We start from the raw sequence: 19,296 nt of genomic DNA, 5'->3' as shown, positions 1-19,296 counted from the left end.
TTATGCCACACTATACAAATTCCAAATAACGCTAACACCCATGAAGACGACTACAATCATAGCCACATAATAGAGAGTACGCAAATATAATTGCTTTCGTGAAGAGATCATCACTCCCCAGCGAGAACAAAAAGTCCATAGACCATTCAACCCATGGAATGCAGCAGCAAGAACAAGGACAGTATAAAACACAGCTACCCATAGGATACCTAAAACATCACGAACAACATAAAGAAAAGCTCTTCCTGCGTTAGGAGTAAAAAGATACGAACCATTTTTTAAAAAAAGATCGGGGCAAGCCTTTTTGAATTCCTGTTTATCCACACGAGGAATCATCATCTCCGCTTCAGGGACATTCATAACCAAAAAAGCATCTGTCCCTTTTACAATTGCAGTGTAGCGAGACGGATCTATAGTGACAACGTAGTAAGATCCCTGAGGTAAATCTATATGCATTGGATAGCGCAGAAAACGAAGGTGTACTACATGGATGGCTACTCCAAAAAGTAAAATCCATGCTGTCCATCTTTGCCATGTATAAGCATAATTCCTCGCATAAGGCAAATAAGGACGACTACCGTCTCCTGGATAAGAGTTACTCTCCCCTTGGAAAAGATAAACAATACCAATAAGAGCATGGCAAATAAACGGCAGAGCTAAGCATACCACTTCAATAATTTTTAAACCTGGGACCTTATGGAAATTATCTACTATGGCAATAAAACCTTTTCCATAGCTTAGATACGAAGAAGCAAGCATATTTGTAAAAATATGCTCACATAAAAACAATGTGAAAGCAAGTCCTGCTAAAGAGTGGGTACATCGCAATAAAAAAGCGAAATAGCGTCTTTGCTTATTTTGAGTTGTACCAGAACATATTTCTCGTCGCGTCATATAAAGCTTTGACCTTCTCGTTATTTCATAAGCCAAGATAGAGGCTGAAGCGAAATTATGTGAAGTCATTTTTACGCACTTTAAGAGCTAGATGATCCCTTTTTCTCTCATTGAAGCCGCTAGGGAATCCTGGTATCTATTATAAAAAACGTAGGAGATTGCTATGTACAAGCGCCCTCATTTCTTCAGAAGAAACCTGCTTGAGCTGTGCTACAGTGTTTATTGTATGGAGAATGTAGGCGGGTTCATTTTTCTTACCCCTATGAGGTGATGGAGCAAGAAAAGGTGCATCTGTTTCTATTAAAAGGTGATTAGAAGGGATCTCTGTAACAATATCACGCAAATTTTGTGCATTTTTAAAAGTCACAATACCACTTATAGAAAGGAACCATCCCCGCGCAAGTAGCTCATGGGCTTCTTTAAGATTCCCTGTAAAACAATGCAGCATACCAGGACGTGCTCGAGAGTCGGAAGAATAATAACGATCTAAGATATGGAAAAAATCGTCAAAAACATCACGACAATGAATCACAAGAGGTAAATCACATTCAAGAGCGAGATTTAGGTAACGTCGTAAAACCTCCTTCTGTCTTAAAATTGCAGCCTCATTGTTAACAAACCTATAATCTAAGCCGATCTCACCAATAGCTGCCAACTTGCCTGCATGTGCTGCTTCATAGAAGTGCCTAAAATTAGATTCTATATCTTGTTGAGCATCCTGAGGAGGCGTACCTGCAACATGGGAAAACTGAATCGCAGAGAAGCGCTCAGAATAAACAAATGACCTCGCTAACTCTTCAGCTGTAGTTGTTACATTTACAACGTGTGAAACTCCGCTATCCTGAGCACGACGTAACACAACATCGATATCTTTACAAAAAGCATCGTCAGCAAGATGAAGATGGGCATCAACTAAAACCATATTTTGTCCTTTCTCAAGCTTGTATTTCTTTCCTAACTATAAAGCTAAATAACGCATAAACTATACACCTTTAAGAATATCTTCATTAAAGAAGAAAATCGTTAATTATCTTCGGCTCTTCTCTAAACACTCTGGGATTTATACAAAGAAAAAGACATCGTGTGCTGCTCTAAACTCTGCCTATTCTCTTGTGGAAAATGCTCACATTTTAAAAGATTAACTTACTATTTGAGATGCTAGAAGATTTTGTAAAAAATCTTGTGTGATTTTCTCAGGAAGAATAATCGGCGTTGCCTGATCTGCAGGGTAATAAACATAGGAAGGAACACTTGCCCTACCTAAACGAGCGAGTTCTTGAGTGATCCCAGGATCCTTACGTGTCCAATCTGCTTCCAACGTAACTACACCTTTGTCTTTAAACATTTGTTGCACAGCATTGCCATATAAAATAGGTTTGTTCATCTGGCAAGTCAAACACCATTTGGCAGTAAAATTTACAAAAACAGGATGGCCCTGTCGTCGCAACTCAGCAAGCCTTTCTAAAGAGAACGGCTGCCATGAATCTTCCTCACTCATAATAGCCGTATCTTTAGAGACAAAATAATTTGAAGCAACAAAACCTACAGATAAAGCTCCAGCAACAAAACCAAAAAATATTACAGAAGCACATACCCTGTGTCCTTTTGGTGAAACAGGAGTTCCCCAACGCCCTAGGATCCATGCACCCAGGCCAGTAAGCCATAATCCTGCAAGTAGAATAACAACGGCTGTTGTACTGGTCTCAACCCCAAAAATCCATACAAGCCAGGTTACCGTTCCTAATAACATAAATCCTGTCAGTTGTTTAAATGTACTCATCCAATTTCCTGGTTTCGGAAGTATAGAAAGCATTTTAGGAAATACAGAGAAGACTAAATAAGGTGAAGCCATCCCCAATCCCATCAAAGAGAAAATCAACAATTGCTTAACAAAAGAAAGTGACATGACTAATCCCAATACAGATCCCAAAAAGGGTCCTGTACATGGAGTGGTGACTAAGGTAGCCAAAACCCCATTAAAGAAAGAACTGACTATCTTATTTTCTGCTACTTTCCTTTCAGGAGTCTGTAGTTTTCCCCCAAGATTAGCAAAGACAGTCCCCATCTCAAATAATCCTAGAGAACTTAATGCAAAAAGGAAAAAGACCACGATTAAGACAGCAACAAACATTGGTTCTTGCAATTGAAATCCCCAACCAATGTGATGACCGAGCGCCTTCATTAAAGAAGCCACTCCGGCTAAAGCCCAGAAACAACCTACAATACCAAGGGTGAACCCTAGACTATTTGCAATCACTGAAGAGCGATGCTCTCCCGCAGACTTAATCAAAGCATACACTTTAAGTGTAATTAAAGGTAATACGCATGGCATAATATTGAGGAGAAGACCACCCAAAAATGCCATTACAAGAATCGTCAAACCATTCCATAATCCCGAAGCCGCACTTGTTATCTGCCTATTGGTTACTGAACTACGAATCATTAATGATTCCACAGGATAGCCATTGTTATCTGTAAATAATAAAACTCCTTCCAGTTTTTGTTGATTCCAGCTATCTAGAGGTGTTTTTACTTTCAACTTCCATGCAGAGCCGCCATGCTCAGGATACATTGTAGTCTCTGCATAAGCAAAAGGGCTTCCTGCCTGGTCAGGAACAAACCAAACTTTTGACCCTTGTTTTTCTATTTGTGTGGTAATATTTAAAATTAGCTCACCCTCTTTTTCTCGCACTATGCGCACTGCCTGGTTTTTTTTAAGAATACGCGGTTGAGAAAGCAGTGTTTGAGCAAATTCCCTACTTTTGTCAGGAGAAGGGACTCCCTCCTCTATATAGGAGAGGAATAACTGTAAATCTGCATTCCCTGGGAAGCACTGAGCTCCACATGCCAACCATTCCACATGAGCTTTCAATTCTATCGTTTGATTGAGCTGTAAATCCTTAGGAGGAAGAATATCCGCAACAATCAGGGTAGAATCTTCGTAGCCAAAGAATGTGGTTCCCTGTGCTTCAAATACCTTAGGCGCGGGCCAATGTTCTTCCTGAACTACAAAGCCTTTAGGTAACATCCATGAAATCTTTAAAGGGCTCCCCAGCTCTCCGGGGTTTTTCCAATAGATGTGACTACCTTGAGGAGCGGTAATTTTAATTCCCACTTTAAAAGGATTTTTTCCTGAAATATGCGAATTCTCAGCAAGGAATTCCGCTTCTGTCGAGGATTCTACTTGCATAGTTTCTCGGGCATGAACTACTGAGTTACTTTGACATAACACAGGAAGAGAAAGAAGGAGCACTATAAATACATTTTGACAATGTGTTTTGATCTTATTCAAAATAACACCTTGATTTTCTAAATCGAGTAAACAATTATACCCGAATTATCAATTAAACTTTATAATTCATTTGATCAATTTCTTTAACAAAACCTGCTTGGCTCTATACCAGAAATTTGTTAGGATTATTTTTATTTTAAAGTCTTCTTTATAAGTAAAGAATTTTACATGCTACAAATTGCTCACAATCCCATTATTCAGGCTTACAGAGAAGCAGACATCTTTGGAAAGGGAATTTTCTTTTGTTTACTTCTCCTTTCTTTATGTACTTGGACAGTACTACATCAAAAACTTGCTATTCAAAAAAAATTTTTTAAATCAGGAAGGTTTCTTAAAGACTTTTTAATAAAAAACCGTCATGCTCCTTTAGCACTTGATATTTCTCCCGAGCTTAGTCCTTTTGCAGATCTATATTTTACAATAAAAAGAGGAACTTTAGAGCTGCTAGACAAAAATCGACACTGTGCTCCAGATTGCGGTCCTAGGCTCTCTCCTGAAGATATCCAATCCTTAGAGACATTATTAGGAGCTGTTATGCCAAAATATAAAGCTCTTCTACATAAAAATAATTTTATTCCTGCAACAACAATTAGTTTAGCGCCTTTTCTAGGCTTGTTAGGTACCGTATGGGGCATTCTTATTGCCTTTTCTCAAATCAATTTGGGAGGTATGGGGAATACAACAATCATGGAAGGATTGGCAACAGCTTTAGGAACAACAATTGTCGGGTTATTTGTGGCGATTCCCTCCCTCATTGCTTTTAACTATCTTAGAGCACATTCTTCTCAACTCATCTCGGAAATTGAGCAGATAGCCTATTTACTCCTCAATTCTATAGAAGTAAAATATCGTCATACCAATTTATGAAACGCTATTCTGTTGAAGAAGTAGAGGAAGAACCTACAGTTAACCTTACACCATTAATTGATATCGTTTTTGTTATCTTAATGGCCTTTATCATTGCTGTGCCCCTCATTAGACTTGACTCCATAGCACTTGCTCCCGGCTCACAAGAACAAGAGCGAATCACGGATCAAGAAAATAAAACTATAGTAATCAAAGTATTTGCTGATAACTCCGTAACATTAAATGATGCTTGGGTTTCTTTACAGGATCTCTCTCCTCAATTGTCTCTCCTCTACAAACAATACCCTAATCATGTACCCTTGCTACTGCAAGACGGAGATACCACTTTTAAAGTGTATCAAAAAATAAAAATGGCTGTAGAAGCCGCAGGATTTCATGAATTACATGTTGCTCTGCAAAGTTAGGCTATGAACAATATTTTTCCTCACGTAGCTATAGCGATCTTCTTTCATGGCATACTCGTGTGCTTAGTCTGTATTTCGCCACCTTTGAAAAAACCTCCCCCACTTCTTCCATTTAAAGAAAAGATAGTTTCACTCCCTTTACAGCTCCATGCTTCGCCATCCCAACACTCATCCTCATTAAAATTGGCACAAAAAACAATCTCAGAAGGTCCATCGCAAACACTGGCTACTGCTAAAGCACGACCGCTTGAAAAAAAACAAGTTTCTAATATACCTCCACAACAACTCACTCCCGCTCTCCTACCTAATTCAAACATCAAAGAAAACAAACGCCTCTCTTCAGTTCAACTGAAAACTTTATCCGAAGTTACAGAAACACTTACACGTCATTTAGATAAAAATGGAACTTTGTTTGCTGATGTTTCATTAACTTCTACTCCAGAGTTTACTCATAACTCCGCGCTTCTTATCACCCAAGAAAATGAGCTTCGTGAGTTGTTACATCATTATGTTGTTCTCCCCACCCAGGGGGAAGTACGTATTAAGCTTGTTCTAACCTCTTCAGGAACTATTCAAGAATGTACATTTCTTTCCACTATAAGTGAAATGGATAAACAAATTCTTACAGCACAGATTCAGTCTGTTCCTTTTCAAAATTTCCTCAAAAAATACAAAATCTCGAAAAATATCTCTTTTCATATTAAACTTATCAGTAACGAAGCCTAGGGTCTTTTTACTATAGGAGAGATGGTAATGTTACGACGACTACTTCTTGGTGCTTTTTTTTATTTAGGTATCACTGAGTTACATGCTCGAGATATAGAAGTCATCGTCCGCGCAGAGCATGCGCTCATCCCTGTACACATTTCTTCCGCTATAGATACCCAAGATCCACAATTACAGAAATATTTGCATACACTTACAGAAATATTTAGCAATGATCTTGCGCTTGGAGATTGTCTTCAACCTAAGATGGTAAAAATAAATCAAGCGTTTCCAGGTCTAGGTTTGTCTTTACAGTTAAGCTATCCCAACCTCACCATTATGCTTTTGCAACAGTCTAAAACTCCGCGTACATTGTGTTCTCTATGCCTCTCTCAAAATCTAGCCTCAGACCGACAACATATCCACCAAGTTGCTGATAAAGTACACCATATGTTAACAGGGATTCCTGGGATTAGTGCAGGGAAAATTGTTTTTTCCCTAAGCAAATCTTCTTTTAACCAAGAGTTAAAACAAGGGGAACTGTGGACTATAGATTACGATGGTGCAAACCTTCATCCTGTATCTTCTGAAGATTCTCTTTCTATCACTCCAAAATGGTTAGATATAAGCACAAGCTCTTCTTATTTCTATGTCTCTTATAAATACGGGATTCCTAAAATTTTCCTAGGTTCTTTAGAAAATACAGAGGGGAAAAAAGTCCTTTCCATGAAAGGGAATCAATTTATGCCTACGTTTTCTGCGAAGAAAAAATTACTGGCATTTGTCGCTGATACTCATGGCAATCCCGATTTATTTCTGCAATCTTTCTCTCCTAGTTTAGGTCCTTTAGGCTATCCTCAACGTTTATTGAACGAAACTTTCGGCACACAAGGCAATCCTACTTTCAACCCCGAAGGATCAAAATTAGTTTTTGTCTCCAACAAAGACGGTCGTCCTCGACTTTATATCATGTCCCTCAGTCCTGAGCCACAAACTCCACGTTTATTAACAAAAAAATATAGAAATAGCAGTTGCCCTGCGTGGTCTCCTGATGGTAAAAAAATAGCTTTTTGCTCCGTAATTCACGGAGTGCGTCAAATTTGTATTTATGATCTCTCTTCTGGTGAAGATTATCAACTGACAACTTCTTCAATGAACAAAGAAAATCCTTCATGGGCTATTGATAGTCGTCATCTTATTTTTAGTGCGGGACACCCTGAGGAATCAGAGCTTTATTTATTAAGTCTAGTTACCAAGAAAACTAGGAAAATTGTTATAGGAGTAGGAGAAAAACGTTTTCCCTCGTGGGGAGCTTTTTCCTTACAATCAACAAAGAGAATGTTATGAGAATGAACTACTTATTGAGACTCTGTTCTTTATTGGCTTTGTTCGCTTTACCTTCATGTAGTCACTCTTGCTATGATTGGGATGATGCATGTAAAGATTGGCGTCATACAAAAAAGAAACACCACCCGTCTTTTGGATTTGTCCCCCTTTACACTGAAGATGATCTCCATCCTTCCTTTGTATTTGAAGAATACGATTCAAAAGAAGAACAACAGTATAAAACCCATGCGCAGGCAACGGCATTTCATAATGTTACCTTTGCTACAGATAGTTATACAATTAAAGGCGAGGAAAATCTTGCTATTCTTACTAACCTTGTCCACTATATGAAGAAGTTTCCCAAAGTCACTCTTTACATTGAAGGACATACTGATGAGCGTGGTGCCGCTTCTTATAATCTAGCTTTAGGAGCGCGACGAGCTAATGCTATTAAAGAATGTCTCATCAAACAAGGGGTTTCTGCAAACCGCTTATTTACAATATCCTATGGGAAAGAACAACCTTTAAGCCCAGGACATAATGAATTAGCTTGGCAACAAAACCGTCGTACTGAGTTTAAAGTTCATGCACGCTAACTGGAAATGTTTATTTTTTATTAGTGTTATTTATTTCGGAACTATGCGGACTGTTTTTGCGCATGGGATAGGGAAGCCTCCACCCTTACAAGCCCTTCTTGCAGAGATTGAAGATGCTACTGTACGGTTGTCTTCTCACGAAACAGAAATTGCCTTTCTTGTAGAGCGTCTAGATGAACAAGATACAAAACTTCAAAAACTCTCTTCTACAAAACCTGAGCAATTAGCACAGAAAATCCACCAACTGGAGGTGGATCAGAAAACCATGGCGAAAACACTAGCAGTATTAACAGCCTCGGTTAAAGATGTGCAGGCAACTCTTCAAAATAAACTACAAGAAATCCAGAAAGAGTATAAAATACTATCACAAGATCTACGCCTTGTGCGCCGTTCTTTGTTAGCCTTAGTTGATGGATCAACTCCTGGTGCTTATCCTGATTTTTCTGATGCTGTTCCTGATTATATTTATATAGTCAATCCAGGAGATAGTCTTAGTAAAATTGCTAAAAAATATAAACTATCTGTCACTGAACTAAAAAAAACTAATAAATTAGATTCTGACATTATTTATACCGGTCAAAGGCTTTGTTTACCAACGAGCAAGCAATAAAAATGCATTAATTATGCTTTACTCTCTATAGATAATAAACAATCACTCCTGTAGGATCAAAATAAAAGTTAGATCTTCCATTTTCAATGAAATCTACAGTTGCTTTATTTGGAGAAGCAGAGAAAGGAAACTATGACACAGCATATTTCTGTCGTAGCTTAGTGGATCTGTATGATTATTTAGGAGACGTAAATAACTCTGCAGGACTTACACTTGCAGTCAAAACACTCATGTATGATTATAATGTGATGTATTTTAGAGTAAGAGAAGAAGGGTATTGTGTTGATAGTTATTTTTTTGGCTTACATTTTTTAAATACACAAACAACGTTAAAAAACATCATTGCCATTGCCCTTCCTGGAGTAGGAGACCAACATATTATTGAAGCCTCTCGTTCTTTATGCAAAAAATACAAAAGTTTATTACTTTTTCTTGATTGTGATCTGTACGATTTACTAACTTGTAATCAATTAGTTTAATCAATTGTTCCAAAATAACTTTGGAGTCCTTCTTCATTGGGAACCATACCGCGTTCGCCTTCATGCCAATCCGCAGGACAGACTAAACCGTTAGCTTCAAAAAAGATTAATGCATCCAGAGTACGTAATTCTTCTTCTATCGAACGTCCAAGAGGAAGATCGTTTATCACAAGGTGACGGACAATACCACCTCGATCAATTAAGAAAACACCTCGAAAAGAAATGCCCTCTTCAGATTTTAATACCTGATAACTTTTAGAGATTGTACAACTTTTATCTGACAACAGGGGATAGGTAACTCCTTGAATGCCCCCTTTCTTTTTCTCTGTGGCTAACCATTGTTTATGGGTTTCTATATCATCAACTGAACAACCGAGAACTTCAGCTCCTCGCGCATGAAATTGTTCTAAAACAGCCTGAAATGCATGAAGTTCTGTAGGACATACATAAGTAAAATCCTTGGGATAGAAAAACAGCACTACGTATTTTCCAAGATAATCTTTCAAAGATACTGTTTTCTCTTTACCATCAACTACAGCTTGCGCAATAAAATTTGGGGCTTCTTTTCCAACTAGGGGTAGAGTCATAAACCCTCCTGTATTTGTTTTATTTGCTTATCGCACCAGAGAGGACTCGAACCTCTGACCCCCTGGTTCGTAGCCAGGTACTCTATCCGACTGAGCTACTGGTGCCTAACATTGTCAACCAAAAGTGCATTCAAGCAAAATCAAATGATTAAAAATCCTCCTTATTAAGGAAAATATTATGCACTTTCTCAGCGAAAACCACTCCTTCTAAAATTTTTATCTTAGAAGTTGCACTACATCATTCCATGAAAAAATCTTCGGGAGGAGAAGGTGTAGTCAGTTCTATAGGAGCATCTGCCATAAAAAAAGAACTAGTCAATAATAAACATGATACAGAAACTGCATATTTTAATGAAGCAGTTGTTACCATGAAGGGATCATAAATCCCTGCAGAGATAAGATTTTCAAAAGTATCCTTTATACCATTATAACCAAAGTATGGGTTTTTTTGTGAAAGTATCCTATGGACAGTAGCTTCAGGAACTTTACCACAATTTTGTACTAGAATTTTCAAGGGAGCCTGTACTGCAAGTAAAAGACTATCAAAGCCAAAAGCAACTCCAGAAGCCAAGGCTCCAGAAGACTGAACACTTGCAGCAGCCTGTAACAGAGCAACTCCTCCCCCAGGGACAATGCCTTCTTTGAGAGCGGCTTTTGTTGCTCGTAAAGCAGCTGTAAAACGATTTTTTTCTTCTTGAAATTCTGTTTCTGTTTCTGAAGAGAGTTGGATTCGGGCCATCCTTCCCACAAACTTAGCTAAACGTTTTTCCAATTCCTGAATTTCATATCCTGATCTATTCCTAGCAATTGTCTCGCGAAGATAGTGTACACGATTTTCTATAGCCTCAGAATTACCTCCCCCATTCAAAAATACTACAGATTCTTTAGTTATAGTCACCTTATGCGCATACCCTAAAATGTCTAAAGAGGCCTGCTCTAAAGAGCTCCCCAATCTATCGCTAATTAGTGTGGCTCCTGTAAGAATAGCAAGATCTTCAAGTATTGCCTGCCGATGCTCTCCAAAACCAGGTGCTTTTACAGCACACAAAGATAAACCCATTTTAAGTTTATTAACGACTAATGTAGCAAGAACCTCCTTATCAAAATCGTGAGCTACAATAATCACAGGATGACTACTTTCTGCTGAAATTAAAGTTAAATAATCAATAAATGGTTTACTCAAAGAAAAAACGTTCTGATCTAACAGAAGGAGAGATGCGTTTTCCCAAAAGATATCCATAGTTTCAGGACGTGTGACAAAATAAGGAGAAAGATAGCCACTTTTGAAATTTATCCCAGACACAATTTCTAAAGACATAATTTTTCCTTGATCCTGACTAATGGAAATGATGCCTTCAGGCCCTACTTTTGTAAGTGCATCGGCTATCATAATTCCTGTAGCAGTATTTTGATTGGCTGCGATCGTAGCTATGTGAATAAGATCTTCAGAAGACTGTATGGGAAGTCTCTGTTTTTTCAGTTCTTCAATCAAAGCCTCCGTTGCCAACAAAATACCTGCTCTGATCTCTTGAGGGTCTAAACCGATAGCCACACCCTTCAAACCGGCAGAAAAAAGAGCATCTATAAGAACAATAACTGTTGTAGAACCATCCCCCACATAATCTACGGCTTTTATTGCAGCTTCTCTAGCGAGTTTTATCCCTAAGTTTTCAAAAGGATCAGCAAGAACGATTTCTTTAGCTACTGTTGCCCCATTTCTAGTTACGAGAACAGGGTTTTTTCCTTTCTTGATTACGACATTGCATCCCTGAGGCCCTAGTGTTAAAGTCACCGCTTTTGCAAGAGTACGAACTCCGCGCTGCAATGCTATAAGCCCTTCAAATCGACTTTTAAATATCCTAGCCACTCTATCCTCTGTGCTATATTTTTCTCAGGGAAAAGACTTCTGTCTCTAAAAAAGTCATCTTAAAAACAAGAAAAATTCCTGTCAAACTGTAGGGAAATACTTAAAATCCCTAAAAAGATTCCCTATAATCCGACAATAAACAAGACGCACGAAGAGTCTGAAAACGTTCTCGAGCTTCCTGACAACGTTTACGTAGTGGCCAGATAATATAGCGTTCTTTTTGACAGATTTGCAAAAATTCCTCATCACCAAGAATACGACATATAGAAGCACGGCGCGCAGAAATCCTGTCAACAGCGTATAAAGCATTCTCGACATGTTTTGGATATTTAGTTTTTAATACGCCTAAAATAGTACAAAATGTTTCGACAGGTAAAAAAGTTTTTGGATCTTTAAGAACAAGAAGTACACCTGAACATAACTCCATTTTATATTTACCAAAGAAAGGTTCATAACAAAATGGGAAAAACATGATCCCAGGAAGCTGCATATGATTCAGTTCTTGTGCGACTTCTTGACCATTCATCCAAGGAGCTCCCAAAAGTCTAAAAGGTAAGGTATAACCCACACCGATGCTAGCCACGGATAATGAACCTAAAATTCCTGTTGTTGCATAAAAAAATGGCGTCTTTGCATCTGGCATCTGTGGACTCGTAGGAATCCATGTGAGTCCTGTTTGTTCAAAGGTCATAGAGCGATTCCACCCTTTCATAGGAACAACAAGAATATCTGCGGTTGGAGCATAAATCTTTTTAAAAAATAAACCCAGTTCTCCAGGGGTCATACCATAACAGTAGGGAATCGCGGGTACATAAGACAATTGTACATCTGGCATAGGTCCATCAATTAACTTACCTCCCATAGGATTGGGGCGATCTAAAATAATGAGTTTCTTATGATATTTTTCAGCAGCTTGAACAACTTGCATTAAAGCTGTGACAAAGCTATAAGAACGGATGCCGATATCTTGAACATCATAAACCAACACATCACAATCATACAGGGCTTCTTTAGGAAATTCTTTAACTCCATACAAAGATACCCTGCGGATACCCACAGAATTCGATATAGAATAACTCGGTGTTTCTATAGGACTACTTCCGTAATAGCCATGTTCTAACGTGCATAATACTTTTACGCAGCATTCTTGTGTGTGAGCACGCAATACAGTCAAAGTATCATTACCTTTACTGTCAATCGCTGCATTATGAGAAATTAAAGCGATATTACATCCCCGAATTGATCGGTAGTAGGGCTCTTCTTCAAATATACGGTCTAAACCTACGAGGACTTGCGTAAAACTCACAAAAGGATAAATAAGCCATAAACTCATACATAAGCAAAAAACTTTCATTATTCTTTAATAACCCATCTATATGATAAAAATGTTAAAAGTCTCTCCAGCAAAAGCCTTCAGAGCGAATCATGTCTTGATTTTCCTCTTACTAGCGGTTGCATAGATACGACTATTTCGAGTATTTTGTAAAACAATGCAGATTTCTCTCTGTTATTTATACAAATATAAAAATAAAAACTGCAGCCATTATAAAAATCTTAATCACAGTAATCGTGCACATTGCACCATCTTAAGAAAAATATGAAAATTATTATCGCTAGCTCGCATGGTCATAAAATACGTGAAACGAAGACTTTTTTAAAACAATTCGGAAATTTTGATATTTTTTCGCTTGCAGACTTTCCAAACTATTTCCCCCCTAAAGAGGAAGGCAGTTCTACAGAAATCAACGCTCTTGCCAAAGGCTTGCATGCGGCTCAACACTTAGGACATTGGGCAATCGCTGATGATTCCATGTTGCGTGTGCCAGCTTTAAACGGTCTTCCGGGTCCTCTATCAGCTACCTTTGCAGGTCCCATGGCTACTGATAAAGATCACAGGAAAAAGCTACTTCAAGACATGGCAAAATTAGAAAGCATCGTAGATCGCTCTGCATATTTTGAATGCTGTATAGTTTTAGCTTCCCCTACAGGAGAAGTTTTTAAAACTCATGGGATATGTGAAGGATATGTTCATCATCAAGAAAAAGGTTCTTCAGGGTTTGGCTATGACTCCCTATTTTTAAAACATGATTATAAACAAACATTCGCGGAACTTACTGAAGAAGTGAAAAATCAAGTTTCACACAGAGCAAAAGCTTTGCAAAAACTAATTCCTTACATACAACATGTTTTTGAAAAGCACTTACTCTCCCGGAATTAGGGTATGTAAAGATTGTTCTAAGCATTTGCGAATTTCGCGCATGTCAGTCAAAAGAGCTTCAACGCGTAAAAAATCTAATTCTAAACTAGCAACGGCAGGCATCCCTTCACTCGATTGTAACTGTTGAGTCGCTAAAGGCATTTCTGCACTCACTATAGATTTGGTTGTAAGTTGATGTACCTTATTAAAAAAAACAGACTGAATACTATCACTCATGGAAGTTTCCAATTAATCATCGGCTTATTCAACTTATTAAGCAGGTAGTTAATTTTTGAAAAGTGTGAACAACCAAAAAATCCACGATGTGCGGCTAATGGTGAAGGATGAGCTGCAGCTAAAATCGCATGTTTATGTGTCGAGTGAAAAAGTAAATCACATTTTTTTTTTGCAGCACTCCCCCATAAGACAAAAATAAGATGATTTTTCTTTTGAATAAGTTTAGTGATAATAGCATCTGTGAAGCGCTCCCATCCTTGTCCTGCGTGAGAAAAAGGTTCCCGAGCACGTACAGTAAGTACAGTATTTAATAATAAAATGCCTTGATCTGCCCAAGATTGAAGACATCCTGTATTATTTTCAATTCCGAGATCAGTTTTTAATTCACGAAAAATATTTATAAGAGAAGCAGGTAAGACCTGTCCTTGAGGAACACTAAAGCTGAGACCATGGGCCTGTCCTTCTCCAGGATAAGGATCCTGACCAAGAATTACAACACGGACATTTTCAAAAGGCGTGCTTTTCAAAGCAGCAAAAATGCAATTTTGTGGGGGATAAATTGTCTTTTGGGAATATTCTTGTTTCAAAAATGCCCTCAATTTCTGCATGTACGACTGAGACCATTCTTGATCAAGCTGTTCTTGCCAAGACACAGGAATCTGATTTATAGTAAAAATGCTCTGCATAAACTACCTATCAGTGATCGAAGATAGAAACATCTTATCTTTATATTATTTTTAGCTTATTCAGATTCCCAGCTCACTAGTCATAAAGCTAGAAATTAGGTTATAATTATGATATTTACCTCGGATTTAAATGAAGCACAATTCCATGCTGTGACTTCCCCTCAAAGTCCTGTATTACTTCTAGCAGGAGCAGGAGCAGGAAAAACCCGAGTGATTACCTATCGAATTTTACACCTAATCAACGAAGGCCTTCAACCCAATGAAATTCTTGCCGTAACTTTCACTAATAAAGCCGCTAAGGAACTTAAAGAACGAATTATTAACCAATGTTCTCATACTTGTAGTAGAAACATTCCCATGGTGTGCACATTTCATAGTTTAGGAGTATTTATCCTTCGGCAATCCATACATTTGCTCAACCGTAAGAATAACTTCATTATTTATGACCAAAGTGATTCAGAAAAATTGATTAAGCGCTGCTTGCAACATCATAATCTAAAACCGAATTTTGCTAGCGGCATTCAATATCATATTTCCCAAGCAAAAAACCGGTTACTCTATCCCGAAGATTTAGACCTCCAAGAGTATGCAGCTCTTGTAATCACCATTTATAAGGAATATCAAGAAAAATTAAGAGAAGCCAACGCTTTAGACTTTGATGATCTGTTATTTCTTACCGTTAAACTCTTAAAAGAGGCTACGGCAAACGAGCACTATAGTCAGCTATGGAAAGCCTTACTCATTGATGAATATCAAGACACCAATCATGCACAATACATAATATCACAAATGATTTCTCGACAACATCACAATGTTTTCGCTGTTGGAGATCCTGATCAATCTATTTACTCGTGGCGCGGCGCGAATATCCATAACATTTTAAATTTCGAGAAAGATTATCCCAATGCTCGTATATTACGCTTAGAAGAAAATTATCGTAGTTATGGCAATATCTTAAATGCTGCAAACGCTTTAATTCAGAATAATGCCTCACGCTTAAAAAAAGAATTGCGTAGCGTTAAAGGGCCTGGAGAAAAAATTCGTCTTTTTCTAGGAAAAACCGATCGTGAAGAAGCAGAATTCGTTGCTGAAGAGATTATTCAACTCCATCGTCAAATGCATATCCCTCTACGGGAGATATGCATTTTTTATAGGACAAACTTTCAATCTCGAACATTTGAAGATGCCCTACTTCGACGACGCATTCCCTATGAAATTCTCGGGGGTTTATCTTTTTATAAACGTAAAGAGATTCAAGATATTTTAGCTTTCCTCCGAATGTTTATTGCTCGGCATGATGTTGTTGCCTTTGAAAGAACTTTGCATCTTCCTAAACGAGGTTTAGGACCCACAGCAATCTCAACCCTTATACATTATGCTATTACCGACAACCTTTCTATTCTTCATGCCTGTCAAAAAGCATTAAAGACTCAAGCCGTTAAACTATCTAAAAAACAACAAGAAGGTATAAAGCAGTACCTGCAAATTTTTCAAGAATTGGAAAATGCTTATACCACCTTACCCCTCAATGAGTTTATGGTTGCGACATTAAGGATTACGCAATATCTCAATATTCTAAAAGAAGATCCTGATACCTTTGAAGATCGGAAAAGCAACTTAGATGAACTTATTTCCAAAACTTTCGAATGGGAACAACAAAATCCTGAAGGAACTTTAGAAACATTTCTAGATGATCTTGCCTTAAAAGGTTCTATGGATGAAGAAGAGCTCATCTCTGATCGTGTGAATCTCATGACCATTCATAACGGAAAGGGATTAGAATTCCGCACAGTTTTTGTTGTGGGGTTGGAAGAAAATCTTTTCCCCCATGCAAATGTCAAAGACAACTATGAAAACCTTGAAGAAGAACGACGTCTATGCTACGTAGGGATTACTCGAGCTCAAGACCTCCTATATCTTACTGCTGCGCAAAGTCGTTTTCTTTGGGGGACAGTGCGAATAATGAAGCCTAGTAGATTTCTTAAAGAAATTCCTAGGGATTACCTGATTCAAGTACATTAGAGTCATGCTGCAACAAAAACAGAAGCTTTCTTTAAAGTACCTACCTTCATTGCACATGCAAGAAGGCTTGCGAATATTACAATACCCTCTTACAGAGCTTTCCTCGTATGTAATGCAAGAAATTGTTCACAATCCTTTTTTTGACCTTCCTTCACAGGAAACTGAGGAAGGATTTTTATGCTCTTTGTCTCCGAATTTTAATAGCATACCCATGCAACCACAATCTCTATTTGCCTATGTATTTTCTCAAGCCCAACAAGTTTTTTACTCTCCTGAAGACCTTTGCATCGCTCAGTATATTGCTGGAAACCTCTCTGACGAGGGTCTATTTGTACAAGATCTTGAACAACTTGCCGAGGAACTCGAAGTTTCTATAGATAAAGCCTACAATGTTTGGGAAATTATACAAACTTTCCAACCTTTAGGAATTGCTTCTCCATCATTACAAGCATATTGGTTGAAAAGGTTAAAGAATTCTCCTCATCAACAAGCGTATTGTATTATTCACGATTTCTATTCTTCATTAATAAACTGTGATTTTCTACCCATCATAAAAAAATTCTCTCTCTCTCCAACACAATTACGAACAATTTTAAAACAAGCTTTGCAAACTATTCCCTGGTGCCCAGCCATTGAATATAGCTCCGATCTGCCTTGTTTAGTTGCTCCTCTTCCAGATGTGTACGTATTGAATCGTCAAGGTATTTGGGAGATTAAAGTGAGCTCACGTGGCCTTCCCTCTATAAAGCTTAACACTGAAGCTTTCCATATTTATGAGCACCTTCCTAAGAAAGAGCAACAGGCCCTTAGCCAACAAATCCTATCAGCAAAGTGGTTGATTAAAAACCTTCGCAAACGCGAACAAACGCTCTATACAATCATGCAGACACTCCTTCCTATACAAACAGATTTCTTAACAGGGAAAACTTGTGTTCCACAACCTATAACCATAAAAAAACTTGCTGAAGATATAGGATACCATGAATCTACTATCTTTCGTGCCATAGAAAATAAAACCTTAGCTTCTCCCATAGGGATCTTACCTTTAAAGCGACTTTTCCCCCGCCCTATGACCGAAACGTCTTTATGTTCTAAGGAGACCATTTTACAATGGATTCGTGAGTGGATAGCAACAGAACATTCTCCTTTATCTGATAAGGATATTAGTGCAAGAATCGTAGAGAAAGGCATTCCATGTGCAAGACGTACAGTCGCGAAATATCGCTCCCAACTCAATATTCTACCTGTCCATAGAAGAAAAGTTCGTTTTCCCATGTAAAATTATTTTACATGGGGAAATGAAGTATTTTGTCAGAGAAAATAGGACAAGTATATTTGCCGCCAACGTAGATTATCTAATCTACGTTTAGTTGCGTAGTTCTCTAAAACAGGAATCGGCTCTCTAGCAAACATTTTAATTTCTTTATCAGTAAGCCTAAGCATTACCCATAAAGGAGTGATTCCTAGCATCCTGCGGATCTTTTTCATCGCACGATGGAAGTAACTCTGTACGATAAATAGTCGCATAACAAAATACAGAGGAGGAATTACAATGCATGTACAACCAAAGAGGGGATACCATAAAGCAATTCCCGTTCCCAGAATAAGAAAGAAAAATAAACAATAACTCTCACTTGGTGAGCGAAATAATGGTCCCCAAAATCTTCGGAATGCCCATGAGGAAGTTTGATATGCTAAGACTTCTTCAAATATGGGCTCATAGAACTTCATTCTAGCAGCATGAATAGCTTCATGAGCTAAAATTTCATTTTTAGAATACATCCCCAACCATCGCGAAGCGTTGTGCAAATGTTTCCGAAGTTGAATGACCACGCGGTTCTGTAGTATCCATGTACAACCTGCTTCCCAAACATCCATACCTTCATTAGAATAGAGAATCTCTAGATGCATAGGAAAAATATCGAAAAGTTGTTGTAACCGTTTGGGGAAGACAGCAGGAGAATCTGGACCCAAAGCAATTATAGAATTAACGCGCAAAAAAAAAGAGAATTTTTCCTCATCAGGACCTGCAATAAGTCCTTGTTTATTAAGTTTTATTAAATCTTCATCGGGAGCATCTAAATTGGTAACAAACTCGAGTTTTTCCACGTAAATTCTCCTTACTTTTCACTACATTTATCAAAGATTTTTTTGATTCATTGTTAAAATAAACTAAAATCGCTAACAAGAAAAGTCTAAGTCTTCCAAGCAAAGAAGAGTGATTTTTATAAAAAATATTTTTTTTGCTCAAACTAAGGTTTCAAAAATTTCTCCCTACCTTCTTTTTAGCTTTTTATGATAAAAATCTTATACCTCGAGTTTACTGATAAAAATTGGATTTTTCTATCACATTATTCCCTTGAAAAGAATCTGCTTCATACTCAATAACCATAGCGATACCAAGCTCTTTCTAAGTTAGATTATTATGGAAGTAGGATTATGTCTTTGAACTCCTAGCATAGAAGAGCGCAGACATAGCGTGTATAGTGTTCTACATTTTTTAAAAAGTATAAATGTGTATTCATAA

General features: G+C 37.8%; 19 protein-coding genes and 1 tRNA gene. 10 read left to right on the top strand and 10 right to left on the bottom strand.

Features of this window, described 5'->3' with window-relative positions; genetic code table 11:
* The 3 genes from Cs308_RS01985 to Cs308_RS01975 all read right to left on the bottom strand — a co-directional run bounded on the left by Cs308_RS01985 (window position 1) and on the right by Cs308_RS01975 (window position 4,186).
* Window positions 1-894 (bottom strand): succinate dehydrogenase/fumarate reductase transmembrane subunit, encoded by an 894-nt coding sequence (locus tag Cs308_RS01985; RefSeq protein ID WP_066483357.1) that lies wholly within the window; start codon window positions 892-894, stop codon window positions 1-3.
* A 139-nt stretch (window positions 895-1,033) separates the two neighbouring features.
* Complete coding sequence (locus Cs308_RS01980) at window positions 1,034-1,816, bottom strand: TatD family hydrolase (RefSeq protein WP_066481981.1); 783 nt, start codon at window positions 1,814-1,816, stop codon at window positions 1,034-1,036.
* 216 nt (window positions 1,817-2,032) lie between these two features.
* A complete protein-coding gene (locus Cs308_RS01975) occupies window positions 2,033-4,186 on the bottom strand; it encodes a protein-disulfide reductase DsbD family protein (protein WP_066481978.1) in 2,154 nt (717 codons plus the stop codon).
* A 168-nt stretch (window positions 4,187-4,354) separates the two neighbouring features.
* Between Cs308_RS01975 and Cs308_RS01970 the strand changes: the two genes are divergently transcribed.
* From Cs308_RS01970 to Cs308_RS01940, 7 genes are all read left to right on the top strand, one after another.
* Window positions 4,355-5,053: a MotA/TolQ/ExbB proton channel family protein gene (locus Cs308_RS01970; RefSeq protein ID WP_066481976.1), complete on the top strand. Its 699-nt coding sequence runs from the start codon at window positions 4,355-4,357 to the stop codon at window positions 5,051-5,053.
* Entirely contained in the window at window positions 5,050-5,457 is a 408-nt protein-coding gene (locus Cs308_RS01965; RefSeq protein ID WP_066481974.1) for an ExbD/TolR family protein, read from the top strand. Before Cs308_RS01970 ends, Cs308_RS01965 begins: the two co-directional genes overlap by 4 nt.
* Before the next feature lie 3 nt (window positions 5,458-5,460).
* The gene (locus Cs308_RS01960; protein ID WP_066481972.1) at window positions 5,461-6,183 is read left to right on the top strand and encodes an inclusion-associated protein; all 723 of its coding nucleotides are present in this window, start codon (window positions 5,461-5,463) and stop codon (window positions 6,181-6,183) included.
* A gap of 27 nt (window positions 6,184-6,210) precedes the next feature.
* The gene (gene tolB / locus Cs308_RS01955) at window positions 6,211-7,509 is read left to right on the top strand and encodes a Tol-Pal system protein TolB (RefSeq protein ID WP_066481965.1); all 1,299 of its coding nucleotides are present in this window, start codon (window positions 6,211-6,213) and stop codon (window positions 7,507-7,509) included.
* Window positions 7,506-8,084 (top strand): OmpA family protein, encoded by a 579-nt coding sequence (locus Cs308_RS01950; RefSeq protein WP_066481963.1) that lies wholly within the window; start codon window positions 7,506-7,508, stop codon window positions 8,082-8,084. Before tolB ends, Cs308_RS01950 begins: the two co-directional genes overlap by 4 nt.
* 43 nt (window positions 8,085-8,127) lie before the next feature.
* Entirely contained in the window at window positions 8,128-8,694 is a 567-nt protein-coding gene (locus Cs308_RS01945) for a LysM peptidoglycan-binding domain-containing protein (protein ID WP_420834797.1), read from the top strand.
* An 86-nt stretch (window positions 8,695-8,780) separates the two neighbouring features.
* Complete coding sequence (locus tag Cs308_RS01940; RefSeq protein ID WP_066481953.1) at window positions 8,781-9,173, top strand: hypothetical protein; 393 nt, start codon at window positions 8,781-8,783, stop codon at window positions 9,171-9,173.
* Here Cs308_RS01940 and Cs308_RS01935 read toward each other — a convergent pair.
* The 4 genes from Cs308_RS01935 to Cs308_RS01920 all read right to left on the bottom strand — a co-directional run bounded on the left by Cs308_RS01935 (window position 9,170) and on the right by Cs308_RS01920 (window position 12,981).
* A complete protein-coding gene (locus Cs308_RS01935) occupies window positions 9,170-9,760 on the bottom strand; it encodes a peroxiredoxin (RefSeq protein ID WP_066481950.1) in 591 nt (196 codons plus the stop codon). The two genes, Cs308_RS01940 and Cs308_RS01935, sit on opposite strands and share 4 nt — an antisense overlap.
* A 31-nt stretch (window positions 9,761-9,791) precedes the next feature.
* Window positions 9,792-9,865: transfer RNA gene (locus Cs308_RS01930), tRNA-Arg, on the bottom strand.
* 133 nt (window positions 9,866-9,998) lie between these two features.
* Window positions 9,999-11,627, bottom strand: a complete 1,629-nt coding sequence (gene groEL, locus Cs308_RS01925) for a chaperonin GroEL (RefSeq protein WP_066481948.1) — start codon at window positions 11,625-11,627, stop codon at window positions 9,999-10,001.
* 109 nt (window positions 11,628-11,736) lie between these two features.
* Window positions 11,737-12,981, bottom strand: coding sequence for a DUF1343 domain-containing protein (locus tag Cs308_RS01920; protein WP_066481947.1), 1,245 nt, complete (start codon window positions 12,979-12,981; stop codon window positions 11,737-11,739).
* A 243-nt stretch (window positions 12,982-13,224) separates the two neighbouring features.
* On the opposite strand from Cs308_RS01920, the gene rdgB reads away from it, so the two are divergent.
* Window positions 13,225-13,845 carry an RdgB/HAM1 family non-canonical purine NTP pyrophosphatase gene (gene rdgB / locus Cs308_RS01915; RefSeq protein ID WP_066481946.1) on the top strand — a complete coding sequence of 207 codons (621 nt, stop codon included), beginning with the start codon at window positions 13,225-13,227 and terminating at the stop codon, window positions 13,843-13,845.
* Here the strand turns inward: rdgB and Cs308_RS01910 are convergent.
* Together Cs308_RS01910 and ung are read right to left on the bottom strand one after the other, a co-directional pair.
* Window positions 13,828-14,061 (bottom strand): hypothetical protein, encoded by a 234-nt coding sequence (locus tag Cs308_RS01910; protein WP_066481944.1) that lies wholly within the window; start codon window positions 14,059-14,061, stop codon window positions 13,828-13,830. The two genes, rdgB and Cs308_RS01910, sit on opposite strands and share 18 nt — an antisense overlap.
* On the bottom strand, window positions 14,058-14,747 hold the full coding sequence (gene ung / locus Cs308_RS01905) for a uracil-DNA glycosylase (RefSeq protein ID WP_066481940.1): 690 nt from the start codon (window positions 14,745-14,747) through the stop codon (window positions 14,058-14,060). Before ung ends, Cs308_RS01910 begins: the two co-directional genes overlap by 4 nt.
* A 111-nt stretch (window positions 14,748-14,858) precedes the next feature.
* On the opposite strand from ung, the gene Cs308_RS01900 reads away from it, so the two are divergent.
* Both Cs308_RS01900 and rpoN read left to right on the top strand, forming a co-directional pair.
* Window positions 14,859-16,769 (top strand): ATP-dependent helicase, encoded by a 1,911-nt coding sequence (locus tag Cs308_RS01900; RefSeq protein ID WP_066483356.1) that lies wholly within the window; start codon window positions 14,859-14,861, stop codon window positions 16,767-16,769.
* A 4-nt stretch (window positions 16,770-16,773) separates the two neighbouring features.
* A complete protein-coding gene (rpoN, locus tag Cs308_RS01895) occupies window positions 16,774-18,048 on the top strand; it encodes an RNA polymerase factor sigma-54 (RefSeq protein ID WP_066481939.1) in 1,275 nt (424 codons plus the stop codon).
* A 32-nt stretch (window positions 18,049-18,080) separates the two neighbouring features.
* Here rpoN and Cs308_RS01890 read toward each other — a convergent pair whose 3' ends face one another.
* Complete coding sequence (locus Cs308_RS01890) at window positions 18,081-18,878, bottom strand: hypothetical protein (protein ID WP_066481938.1); 798 nt, start codon at window positions 18,876-18,878, stop codon at window positions 18,081-18,083.
* Between the last annotated feature and the right edge of the window lie 418 nt (window positions 18,879-19,296).

Origin of the sequence: Candidatus Chlamydia sanziniae (genome assembly GCF_001653975.1) — a bacterium.
Lineage (GTDB): Bacteria > Chlamydiota > Chlamydiia > Chlamydiales > Chlamydiaceae > Chlamydia > Chlamydia sanziniae.
The sequence above is the reverse complement of the archived record's forward strand: the minus strand, read 5'-3'. Positions and strand labels throughout refer to the sequence as shown.

What these genes read in the sequence shown, in the direction of transcription:
- Cs308_RS01985 (WP_066483357.1), bottom strand. Translation starts at nt 894, where the DNA reads ATGACGCGACGAGAAATATGTTCTGGTACAACTCAAAATAAGCAAAGA.
- Cs308_RS01980 (WP_066481981.1), bottom strand. Translation starts at nt 1,816, where the DNA reads ATGGTTTTAGTTGATGCCCATCTTCATCTTGCTGACGATGCTTTTTGT.
- Cs308_RS01970 (WP_066481976.1), top strand. Translation starts at nt 4,355, where the DNA reads ATGCTACAAATTGCTCACAATCCCATTATTCAGGCTTACAGAGAAGCA.
- Cs308_RS01965 (WP_066481974.1), top strand. Translation starts at nt 5,050, where the DNA reads ATGAAACGCTATTCTGTTGAAGAAGTAGAGGAAGAACCTACAGTTAAC.
- Cs308_RS01960 (WP_066481972.1), top strand. Translation starts at nt 5,461, where the DNA reads ATGAACAATATTTTTCCTCACGTAGCTATAGCGATCTTCTTTCATGGC.
- tolB (WP_066481965.1), top strand. Translation starts at nt 6,211, where the DNA reads ATGTTACGACGACTACTTCTTGGTGCTTTTTTTTATTTAGGTATCACT.
- Cs308_RS01950 (WP_066481963.1), top strand. Translation starts at nt 7,506, where the DNA reads ATGAGAATGAACTACTTATTGAGACTCTGTTCTTTATTGGCTTTGTTC.
- Cs308_RS01945 (WP_420834797.1), top strand. Translation starts at nt 8,128, where the DNA reads ATGCGGACTGTTTTTGCGCATGGGATAGGGAAGCCTCCACCCTTACAA.
- Cs308_RS01940 (WP_066481953.1), top strand. Translation starts at nt 8,781, where the DNA reads ATGAAATCTACAGTTGCTTTATTTGGAGAAGCAGAGAAAGGAAACTAT.
- Cs308_RS01935 (WP_066481950.1), bottom strand. Translation starts at nt 9,760, where the DNA reads ATGACTCTACCCCTAGTTGGAAAAGAAGCCCCAAATTTTATTGCGCAA.
- Cs308_RS01920 (WP_066481947.1), bottom strand. Translation starts at nt 12,981, where the DNA reads ATGAAAGTTTTTTGCTTATGTATGAGTTTATGGCTTATTTATCCTTTT.
- rdgB (WP_066481946.1), top strand. Translation starts at nt 13,225, where the DNA reads ATGAAAATTATTATCGCTAGCTCGCATGGTCATAAAATACGTGAAACG.
- Cs308_RS01910 (WP_066481944.1), bottom strand. Translation starts at nt 14,061, where the DNA reads ATGAGTGATAGTATTCAGTCTGTTTTTTTTAATAAGGTACATCAACTT.
- ung (WP_066481940.1), bottom strand. Translation starts at nt 14,747, where the DNA reads ATGCAGAGCATTTTTACTATAAATCAGATTCCTGTGTCTTGGCAAGAA.
- rpoN (WP_066481939.1), top strand. Translation starts at nt 16,774, where the DNA reads ATGCTGCAACAAAAACAGAAGCTTTCTTTAAAGTACCTACCTTCATTG.